Source organism: Streptomyces sp. NBRC 110611, from assembly GCF_001590865.1.
Lineage (GTDB): Bacteria > Actinomycetota > Actinomycetes > Streptomycetales > Streptomycetaceae > Streptomyces.
On record NZ_BBUY01000001.1, the window covers coordinates 153562 to 168712 of the forward strand.

Here is a 15151-nt window from a genome sequence, read left to right on the forward strand (position 1 = left end):
TGACGGGCCGGGTCACGGGGGCCTCCTCAGGGGTGGGACGGGGCGGATCCGGGGGCGGCCGGACCGTCGGCCGGACTTGCGGTGCCGGGGACGGCGGTCGGATATGCGGTGTCAGGACCATCGGCCGGACCTGTGGTGTTCAGGGGGGCGGCGGCCGCGGTCGTCAGGTCTTCCGGGAGCGCGCGGAGCGGGCGGAGCGGGCGGAGCGGGCGGACCGTGCGGAGCGTACGGAAGGCGCCGGTGAGCGCGGCGAGGGCGTCGCCGATGCGCCAGGCGGCGCGGTCGCGCGGGCCGACGGCGTTGGAGATCGCACGGACCTCCAGTACAGGCACACCGTGCGCGGCGGCCGCCTCGGCGACCCCGAAGCCCTCCATCGCCTCGGCCAGCACGCCCGGGTGACGTTCCGCCAGCTCGGCGGCGCGCTCCGCGCTGCCGGTGACCGTGGAGACCGTGATGATGGTGCCGATGGCCGCGCCGGCCGCCGTGGCGACGGCCCGGACCAGCGCCGGGTCGGGCCGGTGCACCACCGTGCCGAAGCCCAGTTCGGTGACCGGAGCGAAGCCGTCCGGAGTCTCGGCGCCCAGGTCCGCCGCGACGATCGCCTCCGCGACCACCACCGAGCCCAGGGGCGCGCCGGACGGGGAGCTCCCCGGTGGCGCCGCGCTGAGGCCGGGGGCGAAGCCGCCGCCGATACCGGCCGAGACCGCCAGGTCGTAGGGCTGCCCGGAGAGCGCGGCGGCGGTCAGCGCGGTGGCCGTGCCGGCGGCCGCGGCGGCCGGGCCGACACCGGCGGCCAGCACATCGAACGACGCCACTGCCACTGCCTCGTCCGACGTCACTGCCACTGGCTCGTCCTCGCCGTCCTCGCTGTCGCCGGCGCACCGCAGCAGCTCGTAGCCGCCGGGCAGCGGATCCGGCTCGCCACCGTCCAGCGCGGCAGCGACCGCATCCCGCTCGGCGGCCACCGCCGTGACTACGAGAATCCGCATCAGAACGCCCCCACAGCCCGTCGGTTGTCGGCCCGTGCTCAGCCCTTCCGCTGCAGCGTGAAGTGCCACATCGTCTTGGGGCCCTCGCCCTTGCCGATCTCCGCGACCTGGAGGGTGACGTCCTTCTTGTACGACGGCTGGCCGGTGACCGGGTCCCGCTGCATGAAGAGGGTGTCCGCGTCGAAGCTGCGGTACGTCTGCTTGCTGGGCTCCTCCATGACGGGGCCCGCGCCGATGGCGACCCAGCCGGACTTGGCGACGTCCGGGTCGACGCCGACACGCACCTTCTCACCCGGGTGGACGGTGATCGTCTTGCCGCCCTTCTTGGTGATGCAAGCGGCGATGTCCTTCCGCGACAGTTCCTTGCCCTCGCCGTCGCAGCCGGGCGTGGCCTCGGCCGTCACCGTCGTCGAACCGACGGACACGGTCGCGAGCGAGGTCGGCTTCTCGCAGGCGGAGAGGGTGATGAGACCCAGGGACACGGCACCGATGGCGGCAGCGGCGCGGCGGCCCTTGCCCCAGGAGATCAACGCAGCGGTCATACGGGCAGGCTATCTGGCGCCCCGGTCCACGCCACGCGCGGGTACGGCGTGCCGCGCCGCCCATCGCACTCGGGTCCCACCGCCGTCGCATTCCGGGTTCGCCGCCGTCGCACTCCGGGGCCGGCCGTCATGCCACTCGCGCCGTCGGCCCGCCCCCGTGCCGGGCCGCGCTCAGCAGCCCCCGTACGGCCAGCAGGGCGCCCAGCGCCACCAGCCCCGCGGCCACCGACATCCCCAGCTCCCCGATCAGCGGCAGCACGATCCCGAGCGCACCGCCCACCACCCACGACATCTGCAGCACCGTCTCCGACCGGGCGAACGCGGAGGTCCGTACCGCCTCGGGCACATCGCGCTGGATGACCGCGTCCAGCGACAGCTTCGCCAGCGCCTGGCACAGCCCCGCCGTGGCCGCCGCCGCGGTCACCACGACCACCGCCATCCCGTCGTAGAACACCGCGGCGAGCACCATCACGCCCAGCGCCAGCCCCAGTACCCCCGCGATGATCGGCTCCGGCCCCCGGGCCTTCAGCCACGCCCCGACCGCCGTCCCCAGTGCGTTGCCGGTGCCGGCCGCCACCGCCACCAGCCCGAGTGAGACGGCCGGGCTCAGCCCGCCCAGCGGGTGCTCGCGCAGCAGGAACGCCAGGAAGAACGTCAGGAATCCGGAGAGCGCCCGCAGCGCGGCATTCGCCTGCAGCCCGTGCAGGACGGACGGCCCCACCGACCGCAGCCCCGGCTTCGGCCGCCGACCGCGCCGGGCTCCCGCCTCCTCATGCCCTGCCTCCTCGTGCCTTGCTTCCTCACGCCCCGCTTCCTCCTCCCCGACCCACCTCTCCCCGACCCACTTCTCCCCGACCCACCTCTCCCCGACCCACCTCTCCCCGACCCACTTCTCCCCGCGGGACGCCGCCTCCTGGGGCGCCGCGTCACGGGACGCGGCCTCCTGGGACGCCGCCTCATGGGACGCCAGCCGGGCCCGTCCCTCCCCCTTCGCCGAATCGACCTTGTGCGGCAGCGAGAACGACAGGAACGTGCCCGCCACGAAGACCGCGAACGCCCCGTACAGCGGCCAGTGCGGCCCGATCAGATGCAGCCCGGCCCCGGCCGGCGCCCCGACGCCGGTCGCCAGCAGCCCCGCCAGCGTCACCCGCGAATTGGCCTTCACCAGCGAGATCCTCGGTGGCAGCAGCCGCGGCACCACCGCGCTGCGCACCACGCCGTACGCCTTCGACGCCACCAGCACCCCCAGTGCCGCCGGATACAGCTCCAGCCCCCCGGTGGCGACCGCGCCCGCCATCGTCAGCGCCAGCAGTGCCCGGGCCAGCATCGCGCCCGCCATCGCCGCCCGACGGCCGTGCGGCAGCCGGTCCAGCAGTGGCCCGACCACGGGCGCGAGCAGCGCGAACGGCGCCATCGTCACGGCCAGATACAGCGTCACCCGGCCCCGTGCCTCGTGCGTCGGCACCGAGAAGAACACCGTCGAGGCCAGCGCGACCGTGATCATCACGTCGCCCACGGCGTTCACCGCGTGCAGCTCGATCAGCTTGGCGAGCCCCGACTCGCCCGCGCCCTGCGCATGCGTCGCGCGCCGCACCCCGCGGGCCGCGCGGGCCAACGGCCGGTGCAGCGCCCGGCCGACCGCCCGGCCCGCCCGACGGACCCGGCCGTCCCCGAAACCGCCCCGCTTCGACGTCCGCGACGCCCGGGGAGGCTGCCGTGCCGACACTTGGTCATAGTGCCCCACCGTGCGCCCCAACTCGCCCAGGAGAGGGTGGTTTCTCCTATCTGTCCTACGGGATGCCGTACGCGATGCCCCGCCTGGCCGCCGTTGCCACTGCCTTCCGAGTCTTCCGAGCCTTCCGGGTCTCTTCCGGGTCTTCCGAGCCCTCCGGTCGCGGTTCCCGCTGCCATTTGCCGCTCCCGCCGGGGAGTCGTACACCCGTGAAGGGGTAGCGTGTGTAACGCGCCACCGGCGGTCGGAACTGGCCGCGTGTCTCATCACCGTCCGCGATCCCGCAGAATGGTTCGTATGAGGTGCGCTCGGCCGAACCGATCGGGCGCGGACGTCGACGCGGTCCCACGGTCCGCTCCGCCCGCCCCCGTCCCGCCGGTCGTCCGGAACGACAAGGACCGCTCCGGCTGGCGCACTCGTGAGACGGCGTAGAAGAGAGAACGATTCTTGTGAGTGCTGCGATGCGAAGCCGTACCCCCGACCGCCTGTGCGCCGAGGCGGTCGACCTTGCCCGGACCGCGGCGCAGGACGTCGCGCTCCCCGGCGTGGTCGGGGAGCACCTCGGGGCCGTCGCCGACGGCGACCGCGTCGTCACCCACCTCTTCGCCGCCGACGAGCCCGGCTACCGCGGCTGGCGCTGGGCCGTGACCGTCGCCCGGGCCTCCCGCGCCAAGATCGTCACCCTCGACGAGGCGGTGCTGCTGCCCGGCCCCGACGCGGTGCTCGCGCCGGAGTGGGTGCCCTGGAGCGAGCGGCTCCGCCCCGGCGACATGGGCCCCGGCGACCTGCTGCCCACCGAGTCCGACGACCTGCGTCTGGAGCCCGGTTTCTCCGGCGAGGACAGCCCCCCGCCGAACTCCGCCGTCGCGGAGGGCATGGCCGCGGACGTCGCGGACACGGAGGAGGCGGATGTCCTCCCCGGCTCGCCCGCCATCCAGCCCACGCCTGCCCGGGGCGGTATCGCGGACGTCGCCGAGGAGCTCGGCATGCGGCGCGCACGGGTGCTGTCCCGCTACGGACTGCACGCCGCCGCCGACCGCTGGGAAGAGGCCTACGGCGCCAAGACGCCCATGGCCCAGGCGGCCCCCGCCACCTGCATGACCTGCGGCTTCCTCGCCCCCCTCACCGGCTCCCTGCGCCAGGCCTTCGGCGTCTGCGCCAATGAGTTCTCCCCCGCGGACGGCCGGGTCGTCTCCCTCGCGTACGGCTGCGGAGCGCACTCCGAGGCGGCCGTCATGCCGAAGCCGCCGCGGCCGGCGCCGCCGGTGGTGGACGAGACGGTCGTCGAACCGCTGACCCTGCGGCCGGAACGGGACGGCGGCTCGGTGGAGGAGGCCGGCCCGGCGGAGGAACTGGGCCACAGCTGAGGGGCTGGGCCCCCGTTGTCCGTATCCCTGCTGTTGTCCGCATCCCTGACGTTTCCCGCTGCTCCGCCCACTCCGGCACCTCTTCAGCTCTCCGCGCTCCTCCGGCCGTAGGCCGGAAAACTGCACCCCCGCCCTGGCTCGGCCGACGACGTGGGGCGATACCGTCTGTGGCAAGGAGACGGACGAGGGAGACGAGACACGTGACCGCAACGTCGTGGGTGCGAGGCGCAGCCGGAGACCCGTTCGGGACGGCTCGACTGCGGCGCGGCGTACTGGACGCCTGGGCCGCGTCACCGGCCCGGTTCCGGGAGGACGCCAACGCGGAGGAGGACCTCGCGCTCGGCGGGTACCGCGACCGCCTCGCCGTGGAGCTGGCGCAGAACGCGGCCGACGCGGCGGCCCGGGCCGGCGTCCCCGGACGGCTCCGGCTGACGCTGCACCCGGCCGACGCCGGCGCGCCCGCCGTCCTCGTCGCGTCCAACACCGGCGCCCCTCTGGACGCCACCGGTGTCGAGTCGCTGTCCACGCTGCGCGCCTCCGCCAAGCGGGAGCCGAGCATCGCGGCCGGTGCCGTGGGCCGGTTCGGCGTGGGCTTCGCCGCGGTGCTGTCCGTCAGCGACGAGCCGGCGCTGGTGGGCCGTACCGGCGGGGTGCGGTGGTCGCTCGCCGAGGCCCGCGAGATGACCGAGGCGGTGGCGGCGCACAGCCCCGGCCTCGGCGGCGAACTGCGCCGCCGCGACGGGCATGTGCCGCTGCTGCGGCTCCCGCTGCCCGCGGAGGGCACCGCCCCCGACGGCTACGACACCGCGGTCGTCCTCCCGCTGCGCGACATCGCGGCCCAGGACCTCGCCGAGCGGCTGCTGGACGGGATCGACGCGGCGCTGCTGCTGACCCTGCCGGGGCTGGCCGAGGTGATCGTCGAAACCCCGGAGGGGGTACGGGAGCTGAGGCGCCGCCAGGACGGCCCGTACGTCCTGATCGAGGACAGTGAGCGGGGCGCCACCCGGTGGCGGGTGGTGAGCGACGGCGGGCCGCTGGACCCGGCGCTGCTCGCGGACCGGCCCGTCGAGGAGCGGCTGCGGCCGTTCTGGACGGTGACCTGGGCGGTGCCGGTGGACGCCGAGGGCGCGCCGGCCAGGCCCGGTACCGCGCCGGTGGTGCACGCACCCACCCCGACCGACGAACCGCTGGCCCTGCCCGCCCTCCTCATCGCCTCCTTCCCGCTGGAGCCGACCCGCCGTCATGTAGCGGCGGGCGCCCTGGCGGACTTCCTGACCGGCCGGGCGGCCGCCACGTACGCGACGCTGCTGGCCGACTGGCGTCCGGTGTCGGTGGGCACCCTCGACCTGGTGCCGGGCCCGCTGGGCAAGGGCGGCCTGGACAGCGAGCTGCGCCGCCAGGTGCTGGAACTGCTGCCGCGGGTACGGTTCCTGCCGAGCGCGGGGGAGGCGGTGCGGCCCGAGGCCTCGCCGGCCCTCGCCGGGGCCCTGGGGGAGCCTGCCGCGGAGCGGGAGGAGGGGGACGCGGGCGAGAACGCCGCGGAGTGGGCCCAGGCCGAAGTCGCCGAGGAGTGGGCCCTGGGTGAGGGCGCCGCGGAGTGGGACCAGGACAAGAGCGCGGCCGACCGCTACGTACTGCGCCCCGTCGACGCGGAGCTGTGGGAAGGCGCGGGCGCCGCGGCCGTCGCCGTGCTGGCCGAGCTGTTCCCCAGCCTCCTCCCCGCAGGCCTCGAACGACGCCCGGAGCTCCGTTCGCTGGGCGTGTCCCGGGTGCCGCTCGGCGAGATGATCGACCGGCTGGCGGGCGTCGAGCGCTCTCCCGGCTGGTGGTGGCGGCTCTACGACGCGCTGGCCGGCACCGACCCCGACCGGCTCAGCGGGTTGCCGGTGCCCCTGGCGGGCACCGCCGCCCAGGGGCCCGGCGGCGAGCACGGCACCGTACGCACCACCATCGGCCCGCGCCAGGTCCTCCTTCCTCTGCCCGGCGGCGGCCCCGCCGCGGACACGGAGGCCGCGGCCCGGCACCGTACGCTCGCCCGGCTCGGGCTGAAGGTCGCCCACCCCGACGCGGTCCACCCGCTCCTGGAGAAGCTCGGCGCCACCCCGGCCGCGCCCCGGGCTGTCCTCAACACTCCCCAGGTCCGCGCGGCCGTCGCCCACTCCCTCGACGCCGACGAAGACGCCTACGACGTCCTCGCCGAAGACTTCGACCGCGCCCCAGGGGGCGGTGCCGTGCCGGGCGCTTCCCTGGGCGCCGAGGAACTCGCCGACACCGTCCTCGCGCTGGTCCGCGACGCCAACCTGTCCCCCGGCGACGAGCCCTGGCTCGGTGCCCTCGCCCTCCCCGACGAGGACGGCGAGCCGGCGCCCGCGGGCGAGCTGGTGTACCCGGGCAGCGCCTTCGAGCGCGTCATCCGTCCGGGCGAACTGGCGGCCTGTGACGCCGACTTGGCCGCGCGGTGGGGCGAACAGCCCCTCACCGCCGTCGGTGTGCTGGCCGACTTCGCCCTCGTACGCGCCACCGATGTGGTGCTCGACCCGGACGAAATGGAGCCGCGGGACGGCGACTTCGCCGAACCGGACGACGTAGGTCTGCTGGACGCGGTCGACGTCTGGTGCGAAGACCTCCTCGACGCCCTCCCGGAGACCCCGGTCCCGCCCGTCCTCACCGAACTGGTCGCCGTCCGCGACCTCGACCTCGTCGACGACGACGCCTGGCCGCAGGTGCTGGCCATGCTCTCCCGGCCGCCCCTGCGCGACGCGCTCACCGCACCCGTACGCGTCCTCCTGCCCGACGGCACCACCGACTCCGTACGCCCCTACACCGCCTGGTGGCTGCGCGGTCACCCCGTCCTGGACGGCCGCCGTCCGGCCGGCCTCCGCTCGGCGAGCGGCGACCCCCTGCTGTCCGGGCTCTACGAGTCCGCGGACGCCGGCGACGTCGACGCCCAGGTCCTGCGCGCCCTCGGAGTCCGGACCTCCGTCGCCGCCCTGCTCGACGAACCGGGCGGCGCCGCCGAACTCCTCGCCCGCCTGGCCGACCCGTCCCGGCCCGTGACCGCCGCCCAACTCCACTCGCTCTACGGCCTTTTGACGGACCTCGATCCCGACCAGGTCACCCTCCCCGACGAACTCCGTGCCGTCCTCGGCCACGACATCCAGGTGGTCGACGCGGCCGACGCCGTCATCGCCGACGCCCCCGACCTGATGCCCCTGGCGGCCCACCTCCCGCTCCTCCCGGTCCGCCCGGAACGCGCCGCCGACCTGGCGGAGCTCCTGCAGGTCCGGCGGCTGAGCGAGGCGCTCCCCGCCGAGGTCCGCTCCGAGGGCGTCCGCCACGAAGTCCCGGCCCCCGTACGGACACTCCTCGGCCCCAGCACCCCCACGTCGTACGTGGAGCACGAGGAACTCCTGGTGGGCGACGCCCCGGACGGCGCTGCCGCCACCACCGAACTCGACTGGCGCTGGACCCCGGACGGCACCCTCCACGCCGCCACCGTCGAGGGCGTGGCCGCCGGCCTCTCCTGGGCCACCGCCCAATGGCCCCGCCGCTTCGAGGTGGCGGCCCTCCTGGAATCCCCGGACCGGGGGGACGAAATGGCCCGGGCCCGCTGGTTCGACTGACGGGCCGAGGAGGACGAGGAGAGCGAGGAGGACGAGGGGCCCCGTCCGGTACGGGGCCCCGACGGTGAAATTACCCTGACTGCCGTAGGGACACTTCTACGCCGGACCCTTGCATGATCGCCACAACGGTCGCCGTGAACTCTTCTCCCAGTTGATGAACTCCCGCCAGGCGGCCGCGTCATCCTCCGCCGACGCGCGCGGCCGCCGCCTTGACCTCCGGCCCGGCGGCGCGGTCGGTCTCCCGCTGCTTGTCGACCTCGTACGCCGCGTGGATGCCCTGGGTGAGGAACCGGATGTGGTCCTCGGCGGTGGCGGAGGGGGCCATGGCGTCCTCGGCGGTCAGAGCGGTAGCGGTCACGATCCCACGGGTGATGAACGTCCGTGTCCGAGCGGAACTGCTGCTGGTGCTGGTGCCCTTGTGCATCGCTGTTCTCGGATACCCCAGCATTCAGTGCCGCTCCTGTGACGGGCGGCTCAGGTGTGCGGGGTGGGGAAGAGGAGGCGGGTGGTGAGGGATGCGGTGAGGGCGGCTGCCGCGGTGGGGAGGGCGAGGGCGTAGTAGCCGCTCAGTTCGAGGGCGAGGAGCGTCGCCGTGGCGGGGGCGCGGAGTGCGGCGGCGACGAAGGCGGCCATGCCCATCGTGGTGGAGAGGCCGGCGTTGTCCATCGCGTCCTGGCCGAGCAGGACGGCGGCGGTCTGTCCGCAGAGGGTGCCGAGGAGGCCGCCGAGGCAGAGCAAGGGCGCCAGCAGGCCACCGGAGCCGCCGATGCCGAGGGTGACCGAGGTGGCGAGGGCCTTGCCGAAGAGGAGGAGGAGAAGGAGCTCTGCCGGATACCTGCCGTGTGCGGCGGGTCCGATGACGGCGAGCCCGGTGCCGTACAGCTGAGGCAGGAGCAGGAGCATCGCGCCGAGGAGGAGTCCGCCGCAGGCCGGGTGGAGCGAGGTGGGCAGCCGGCTCGCCCGCAGGGCGGTGGCGCAGGTTCGGCGGACGAGGAGCAGGAGGCGGTGGAGGCACGCGGCTGCCGTCGCGGCGAGCAGGCCCAGGGCGGCGCTCAGGCCGTAGCCGTAGGCGGCCGGGTGCGGCGGTGCGGCGAGCGGCAGGTCGAGCAGGGGAGCGGGGGCGAGGAGGAGGGCGGTGGCGGCGGTGGCCGCCGTGGTGGCGAGCGCGGTGGCGGCGAGGGCGGTGGCGCCGGTGATGCCGAGGAGTTCGATGGCGAACAGCAGGCCGGCCAGCGGCGCGTGGAAGACGGCGGTGATACCGCCCGCCGCTCCGCAGGCCGCCAGGAGGCGGCCGTGTGCCGCGATGGCGGCTCCCAGGCGGGAGCCTGCCGTGTGCAGGCAGGAGCCGAGGGCGGCGCCCAGGTGGAGGACGGGGCCGGTGGCGCCCAGCGAGCCGCCGCAGCCGATGGTCGCGGCGGCGGCGAGTGCGCGGGCGAGGGGCCCGGCCGGGTCGATGCGCGTGCCGTGCCGGACGGTGTGCTGCAGATCGGGTATGCCGCTGGTGCCCGGTGCGAGGCCGTGGACCAGGGCCCCGGTGAGCAGGCCGCCGAGGACGGGGGTGAGCAGGAGGACGGGCGTGGGCTCGGCCGGTCCGTCCGGGGAGGTGGTGAACAGGACGGTGAGGGCGGTGACCAGGCCGGTGACGCCCGCGGCGCCGACGGCCGTACCGGCTCCGGTGAGGAGCGCCAGCCCGCACAGCGTCCAAGGGAGGGAACGCAGCCGGGATATGAGCCCGTTGCCGGGGGCGGGCGGCGCCGGCTCCTCGGTGTTGAGCGGCGGTGTCCGCGGTTGTCCGGTGTGCGGTGGTGCCGGCTGTCCGTCCGGTCCGTGGCGGGGTTCGTACGACGGGCCGACCGGTGCCGAGAAGCTGTCCATGCGGGTGTCCCCTCATCCTTGCGCAGAACGCCACGGAGAGTGTGCGGGAGGTGCGCGGCAGGCCGAAGGGGTCTGCCGGGGGTGGAGTTGGGGCATTCGGATCGCGCCACCGCCCATGGCGCGCGGGGGCAAAGGTGGTGCGGTGCGCGACGCGTACGACGTGCGGGAGTCCCGCCGTCTGCGAGACCTGGGCGTACGTCGGCCGGGCCGGCGAACGGGGCGAGGCCCGGCGAACGAGGCGAGGGCCGGTGAACGGGCGAGGGCCGGCGAACGGAGTGACGGCAGGGGAACGGCCGCTCCCATACGCGCAACCCGGCAGGTAGAAATCACTCGGGCTTTTACCGGGAATACGGCGGAAGCGCGGTGAATCAGGCAATCCTCTCTAGGTCATATGCATCGGACACAGTCCTGCGTGGCCGCCGCACCGCATGAGCGGCCTCCGCCGCCTGCGATCCGCGGCACCACTGTGAAGGGGACCCCACACCCATGCACCATTCCCATGCGCCCGCCCCCGTCGTGGTTCTGATCGACCTCGCCGTGATCCTGCTGTGCGGGATCGCCCTCGTACCGCTGTGCAGACGGCTGCGCCAGCCGGTCATCGTCGGCGAGATCGCCGTCGGCATCCTGCTCGGGCCCAGCGTCCTCGGCCAGCTCCCCGGCGACCTGCCCCGCCTGCTCTTCCCCGACGAGGTCCGCCCCTACCTGGGCGTCGTCGCCGAAATCGGCATCGTCTTCTTCCTGTTCGCGGCAGGGTGGGAACTCGACCTCGGTGCCCTGCGCGGACGCGGACGCGCCGTCGTGGCCGTCTCCGCCTCATCTATGGCCCTCGCCCTGCTGTGTGCGAGCGTCGTCGCCTACGCCGTCCAGGCCATCCACCCCGCCCTCCCCGCCCGCGGGGTTCACCCGCTCGTCTTCTCCCTGTTCGTCGGCACCGCCCTGTCCATCACCGCCTTCTCCGTACTCGCCCGCGTCCTGCACGAGAACGGGCTGCACACCACACCGGTCGGCACCACGGCCACCGCGGCAGCGGGCGTGGGCGAGATCTTCGCCTGGTGCGGCGTCACCGTCGTCATCGCCCTGGGAACAGGCGGCGGCACGGGGCAGCTCGCCCGTACGGCCGCCGAACTCGCCGTCTACGGCCTTGTCATGGCCTTCCTCGTACGCCCTCTGCTGCGCCGCCTCGCCGTACGGATCGACCTCGTCCAGCACCACTCCCTCGCCCTGGCCACCGTCTGCGCCGGGCTCTTCCTCTCCGCGAGTGCCACCGCCTGGATCGGTGTCCACGCGGCCCTGGGCGCCTTCGCCTTCGGAGTCGCCCTGCCGCGCCTGGACCCTGCCACCCAAGCCGCCGTGGCCGCACCGTTCCAGCAGATGGGGGCCATCCTGCTGGCCGCGTTCTTCGTGGTCACCGGCCTCTCCGCCGATCTGACCACCCTCAGTGGGCTCGGCCTGCTCAGCGTGGGCATCCTGCTGTTCGCCGCCTGCGCGGGCAAGTTCGCCGGTGCGGCCCTCGCCCACCGCGCATTCGGTGCCGCCTGGGGAGAGGCGGGGTTGCTCGGTGTCCTGCTCAACTGCCGTGGTGTGACGGAACTCGTCGTCCTGGCCATCGGCCGTCAGGCCGGGCTGATCGGCGACAAGCTGTTCACCATGCTCGTGCTCATCGCACTCCTCACCACCGCCGCTGTCGCCCCCCTCACCCGCCTCCTCAGCGCCAGGGCCGACACGGCGCCCCCGTCGCCGCCGCTGCCCGCGCCCCGGGGGTCGCGGCACGAACAGTCCTCCGGCCCCGCGACGCCGCCCCAGTCGCGCTGAGCGCGAACGTACGGGACCGGCCCCAGGGCCGCGCGGCTCTCACCGTGACGAGGGCCGCGGTTGACGAGCGTGCGAGAAGCGGTCGACGGCCACGTTGGCCAGGGCCACCAGAAGGGCGGCCAACAGAGCCGGGAGCCAGGGGTGTTGGACGCGCAGCCCCGGGGTGAAGGCTGCGACGAACAGCGCGGCCAGGAAGGTGCTCACCAGGGAAAGGAGCGCCTCCGCACCGCGTCGGGCCTTCGGAGAGAGGGAGGGGGAGCGGGACAGGGAGAAGGAGCGGGAGAGGGCGGTGGAGACGGGGACGAGGCGGAGGAGCAGGCGCAGCGGGAGAGTGAGGACCGAGGCGAGCAGCCCGCAGGGCAGGCACAGCACGGCGGCCCAGATGAGGGGCCCAGGGCCGTCGATTTCGATCAGGCCGCGGGAGACCGCGGCGACGACGAGGACGCCGAGCAGCAGCGCCAGGACGACGAAAGCGAGGACGCCGAGGCCCAGTCCGGTCATGCCGAAGGCGGCGAGCGCCTTCTCGCGTGGGGGCATGGAACCCCAGGTCGGCTCGGAGTCGTCGTCCGACTGCTGCTGTTGCTGATGTGACACGGTGCGCCTCCCCTCCCCTCTCCTCAAAGCCCTTCCCTCCTCCCGCTCTTCCTCCCGCTTCATGCTCGCAGAGGGCCGTATCCGTCCTCACACCCCCTTGGCTGATCAACCGGGAAGCGGCTCAGGCAGGGAAGCGGCGGGAGATCCAGTGCCAGGTGATTTCCAGGAGGAGTGCGGCCACGGCGGCGATCGCCACCGCCGCCCAGGGCATCGTCGTACCGACCAGGCGCAGGTCGAAGAAGTCCTGCAGCCAGGGCGTGACAAGGACGACGAGGAAGCCGAGGGCCATCGCCAGGACCAGGGCGACCCGCCACCAGGTGTAGGGGCGGGCGATGATCGCCAGCACCCAGATCGCAGCGAGGAAGAGGGTCAGGGTGGCGGCGCTGGTCTCGGCGGAGAGGGCGTCCGGGCCGGTGTAGTGGTAGCGCGCGAGGAAGTACGTGCCGAACGCGGCGAGGCCGGTGATGAGGCCGGAGGGCAGGGCGTAGCGCATCACCCGGCGGACGAAGTGCGGGCGGGCGCGTTCCTTGTTCGGGGCGAGGGCGAGGAAGAACGCCGGGACGCCGATGGTGAGGGTGGAGAGCAGGGTGAGGTGGCGGGGGAGGTAGGGGTACGGGATCTGCCAGCAGGCGACCAGGAGGGCGAGGAGGACGGAGTAGACGGTCTTGGTGAGGAAGAGGGTGGCCACGCGGGTGATGTTGCCGATGACGCGGCGGCCCTCGGCGACCACCGAGGGGAGGCTGGCGAAGCTGTTGTCGAGGAGGACGATCTGGGCGACGGCGCGGGTGGCCTCGGAGCCGGAGCCCATGGCGACGCCGATGTCGGCGTCCTTGAGCGCGAGGACGTCGTTGACACCGTCACCGGTCATCGCGACGGTATGGCCGCGCGACTGGAGGGCGGCGACCATGTCCCGCTTCTGCTGAGGGGTGACGCGGCCGAAGACCGCACCCTCGTCGAGAGTGGCGGCCATCGCGTCGCGGTCGGTGGGGAGGGTGCGCGCGTCGACGGGGGACTCGGCGCCGGGCAGGCCCAGTTTGGCCGCCACCGCGCCGACCGATACCGCGTTGTCGCCGGAGATGACCTTCGTGTGCACACCCTGGTCGGCGAAGTAGCGCAGGGTGTCCGGGGCGTCGGGGCGCAGGCGCTGTTCCAGGACGATCAGGGCGGTGGGGTGTGCGTCCCGGGTGATCTCGGGGGCGTCCAGTTCCTGTGCGGTGCGTGCGAGGAGAAGTACGCGCAGGCCCTGGGCGTTGAGGTCGTCGACGTCGGTGAGGCGGTGGTCGCCGGGCGGAAGCAGGACGTCGGGCGCGCCGAGCAGCCAGGTCGTGCGCTCGCCGTCAGGGCCGGTGAGGCAGGCGCCGCTGTATTTGCGGGCGGAGGAGAAGGGGAGCGACCGGGTGCACTGCCAGCCGCCGTCGGCGGGGTAGGCGTCGATGATCGCCTGGAGGGAGGCGTTGGGGCGGGGGTCGGCGTCGCCGAGGGCGCCGAGGACCTGCTTGATGTAGGCCTCGTCGCGGCTCTCGGTCGCGGTGCCGTGGCGCTCGGTCGGGGGACTCCCGTCGCTCGGGGGCTCGCCCGGGGGCTCGCCCGGGGGCTCGCTCAGGGACCGTAGCGCGCTGACGTCCATACCGCCCTCGGTGAGCGTGCCGGTTTTGTCCAGGCAGACCACGTCCACCCGGGCGAGGCCCTCGATGGCGGGGAGCTCCTGGACGAGGCACTGCCGGCGGCCGAGGCGGATGACGCCGATGGCGAAGGCCACAGAGGTCAGGAGGACCAGCCCCTCCGGGATCATCGGCACGATGCCGGCGACCATCCGGCGGATCGCCTCGTCGCCCGGCAGCCCGAGGGTCAGCAGATGGCTGGCGATCAGGCCGATCGCGGTCGGGACCATCATCCAGGTCACGTACTTGAGGATCTGGCTGATGCCGGTCCGCAGCTCGGAGTGGACCAGGGTGAAGCGGCTGGCCTCCTCGGCGAGCTGGGCCGCGTACGCCTCCCGGCCGACCTTGGTCGTGGTGAAGGCGCCGCCGCCGGCGACGACGAAGCTGCCGGACATCACCGGATCACCGGGCTTCTTGACGACCGGGTCGGCCTCGCCGGTCAGCAGTGATTCATCGATCTCCAGGCTGTCGCTCTCCAGCACCTCGCCGTCGACGACGACCTTGTCGCCCGGCCCGAGTTCGATGAGGTCGTCGAGGACGACCTCGGAGGTGGGGATCTCGGCGGCGACGCCGTCGCGCCGGACGGTGGGCCTGGCCTCGCCGATGACGGCGAGGTTGTCCAGGGTCTTCTTGGCACGCAGCTCCTGGATGATGCCGATGCCGGTGTTGGCGACGATGACGAACCCGAAGAGACCGTCCTGGAGGGGCCCGATGACCAGGATGATCGCGAAGAGGAAGCCGATGATCGCGTTGAAACGGGTGAAGACGTTGGCGCGGATGATGTCGACGGTGGAGCGGGAGGAGCGCACCGGGACGTCGTTGACCTCGCCCCTGGCCACGCGCTCGGCGACCTGGGCGGCGGTCAGGCCGGGGTTGACCGGCGGCGGGTGCTGAGGAGCGGCAGTGGGGGGCTGTGCCCGTTCCGTCATGCTCTCGACGTTACGGGCGGAATGCGC

Annotated in this window: 10 protein-coding genes; 3 read left to right on the top strand and 7 right to left on the bottom strand. The window is 74.0% G+C overall.

Going from position 1 to position 15151, the window contains the following annotated elements; genetic code table 11:
* Positions 1–26: 26 nt before the first annotated feature.
* From AZE13_RS00705 to AZE13_RS00715, 3 genes are all read right to left on the bottom strand, one after another.
* Positions 27–989 carry a futalosine hydrolase gene (locus AZE13_RS00705; RefSeq protein ID WP_079123562.1) on the bottom strand — a complete coding sequence of 321 codons (963 nt, stop codon included), beginning with the start codon at positions 987–989 and terminating at the stop codon, positions 27–29.
* A 38-nt stretch (positions 990–1027) separates the two neighbouring features.
* On the bottom strand, positions 1028–1531 hold the full coding sequence (locus AZE13_RS00710) for a hypothetical protein (protein WP_066925422.1): 504 nt from the start codon (positions 1529–1531) through the stop codon (positions 1028–1030).
* A gap of 127 nt (positions 1532–1658) precedes the next feature.
* Entirely contained in the window at positions 1659–3257 is a 1599-nt protein-coding gene (locus AZE13_RS00715) for an MFS transporter (protein ID WP_066925425.1), read from the bottom strand.
* Between the two features lie 467 nt (positions 3258–3724).
* On the opposite strand from AZE13_RS00715, the gene AZE13_RS00720 reads away from it, so the two are divergent.
* Both AZE13_RS00720 and AZE13_RS00725 read left to right on the top strand, forming a co-directional pair.
* Entirely contained in the window at positions 3725–4630 is a 906-nt protein-coding gene (locus AZE13_RS00720) for a DUF3027 domain-containing protein (RefSeq protein WP_066925428.1), read from the top strand.
* Between the two features lie 200 nt (positions 4631–4830).
* Positions 4831–8253, top strand: coding sequence for a sacsin N-terminal ATP-binding-like domain-containing protein (locus AZE13_RS00725; protein ID WP_079123563.1), 3423 nt, complete (start codon positions 4831–4833; stop codon positions 8251–8253).
* A gap of 178 nt (positions 8254–8431) precedes the next feature.
* On the opposite strand, the gene AZE13_RS00730 is transcribed toward AZE13_RS00725, so the two are convergent.
* Together AZE13_RS00730 and AZE13_RS00735 are read right to left on the bottom strand one after the other, a co-directional pair.
* Positions 8432–8611 carry a hypothetical protein gene (locus AZE13_RS00730; RefSeq protein WP_147264584.1) on the bottom strand — a complete coding sequence of 60 codons (180 nt, stop codon included), beginning with the start codon at positions 8609–8611 and terminating at the stop codon, positions 8432–8434.
* A gap of 116 nt (positions 8612–8727) precedes the next feature.
* Positions 8728–10128 (bottom strand): chloride channel protein, encoded by a 1401-nt coding sequence (locus AZE13_RS00735; protein ID WP_066925434.1) that lies wholly within the window; start codon positions 10126–10128, stop codon positions 8728–8730.
* A gap of 486 nt (positions 10129–10614) precedes the next feature.
* Here AZE13_RS00735 and AZE13_RS00740 point away from each other — a divergent pair, with 486 nt between their 5' ends.
* The gene (locus AZE13_RS00740) at positions 10615–11940 is read left to right on the top strand and encodes a cation:proton antiporter (protein WP_066925437.1); all 1326 of its coding nucleotides are present in this window, start codon (positions 10615–10617) and stop codon (positions 11938–11940) included.
* Positions 11941–11979: 39 nt separating this feature from the next.
* On the opposite strand, the gene AZE13_RS00745 is transcribed toward AZE13_RS00740, so the two are convergent.
* Positions 11980–12534, bottom strand: a complete 555-nt coding sequence (locus tag AZE13_RS00745; RefSeq protein WP_258527515.1) for a hypothetical protein — start codon at positions 12532–12534, stop codon at positions 11980–11982.
* A 121-nt stretch (positions 12535–12655) separates the two neighbouring features.
* Positions 12656–15124, bottom strand: coding sequence for an HAD-IC family P-type ATPase (locus AZE13_RS00750; RefSeq protein WP_066925440.1), 2469 nt, complete (start codon positions 15122–15124; stop codon positions 12656–12658).
* Positions 15125–15151 lie beyond the last annotated feature (27 nt).

Coding starts and splice junctions, on each gene's coding strand:
- AZE13_RS00705 (WP_079123562.1), bottom strand. CDS start 989: ATGCGGATTCTCGTAGTCACGGCGGTGGCCGCCGAGCGGGATGCGGTC.
- AZE13_RS00710 (WP_066925422.1), bottom strand. CDS start 1,531: ATGACCGCTGCGTTGATCTCCTGGGGCAAGGGCCGCCGCGCCGCTGCC.
- AZE13_RS00720 (WP_066925428.1), top strand. CDS start 3,725: ATGCGAAGCCGTACCCCCGACCGCCTGTGCGCCGAGGCGGTCGACCTT.
- AZE13_RS00735 (WP_066925434.1), bottom strand. CDS start 10,128: ATGGACAGCTTCTCGGCACCGGTCGGCCCGTCGTACGAACCCCGCCAC.
- AZE13_RS00740 (WP_066925437.1), top strand. CDS start 10,615: ATGCACCATTCCCATGCGCCCGCCCCCGTCGTGGTTCTGATCGACCTC.
- AZE13_RS00750 (WP_066925440.1), bottom strand. CDS start 15,124: ATGACGGAACGGGCACAGCCCCCCACTGCCGCTCCTCAGCACCCGCCG.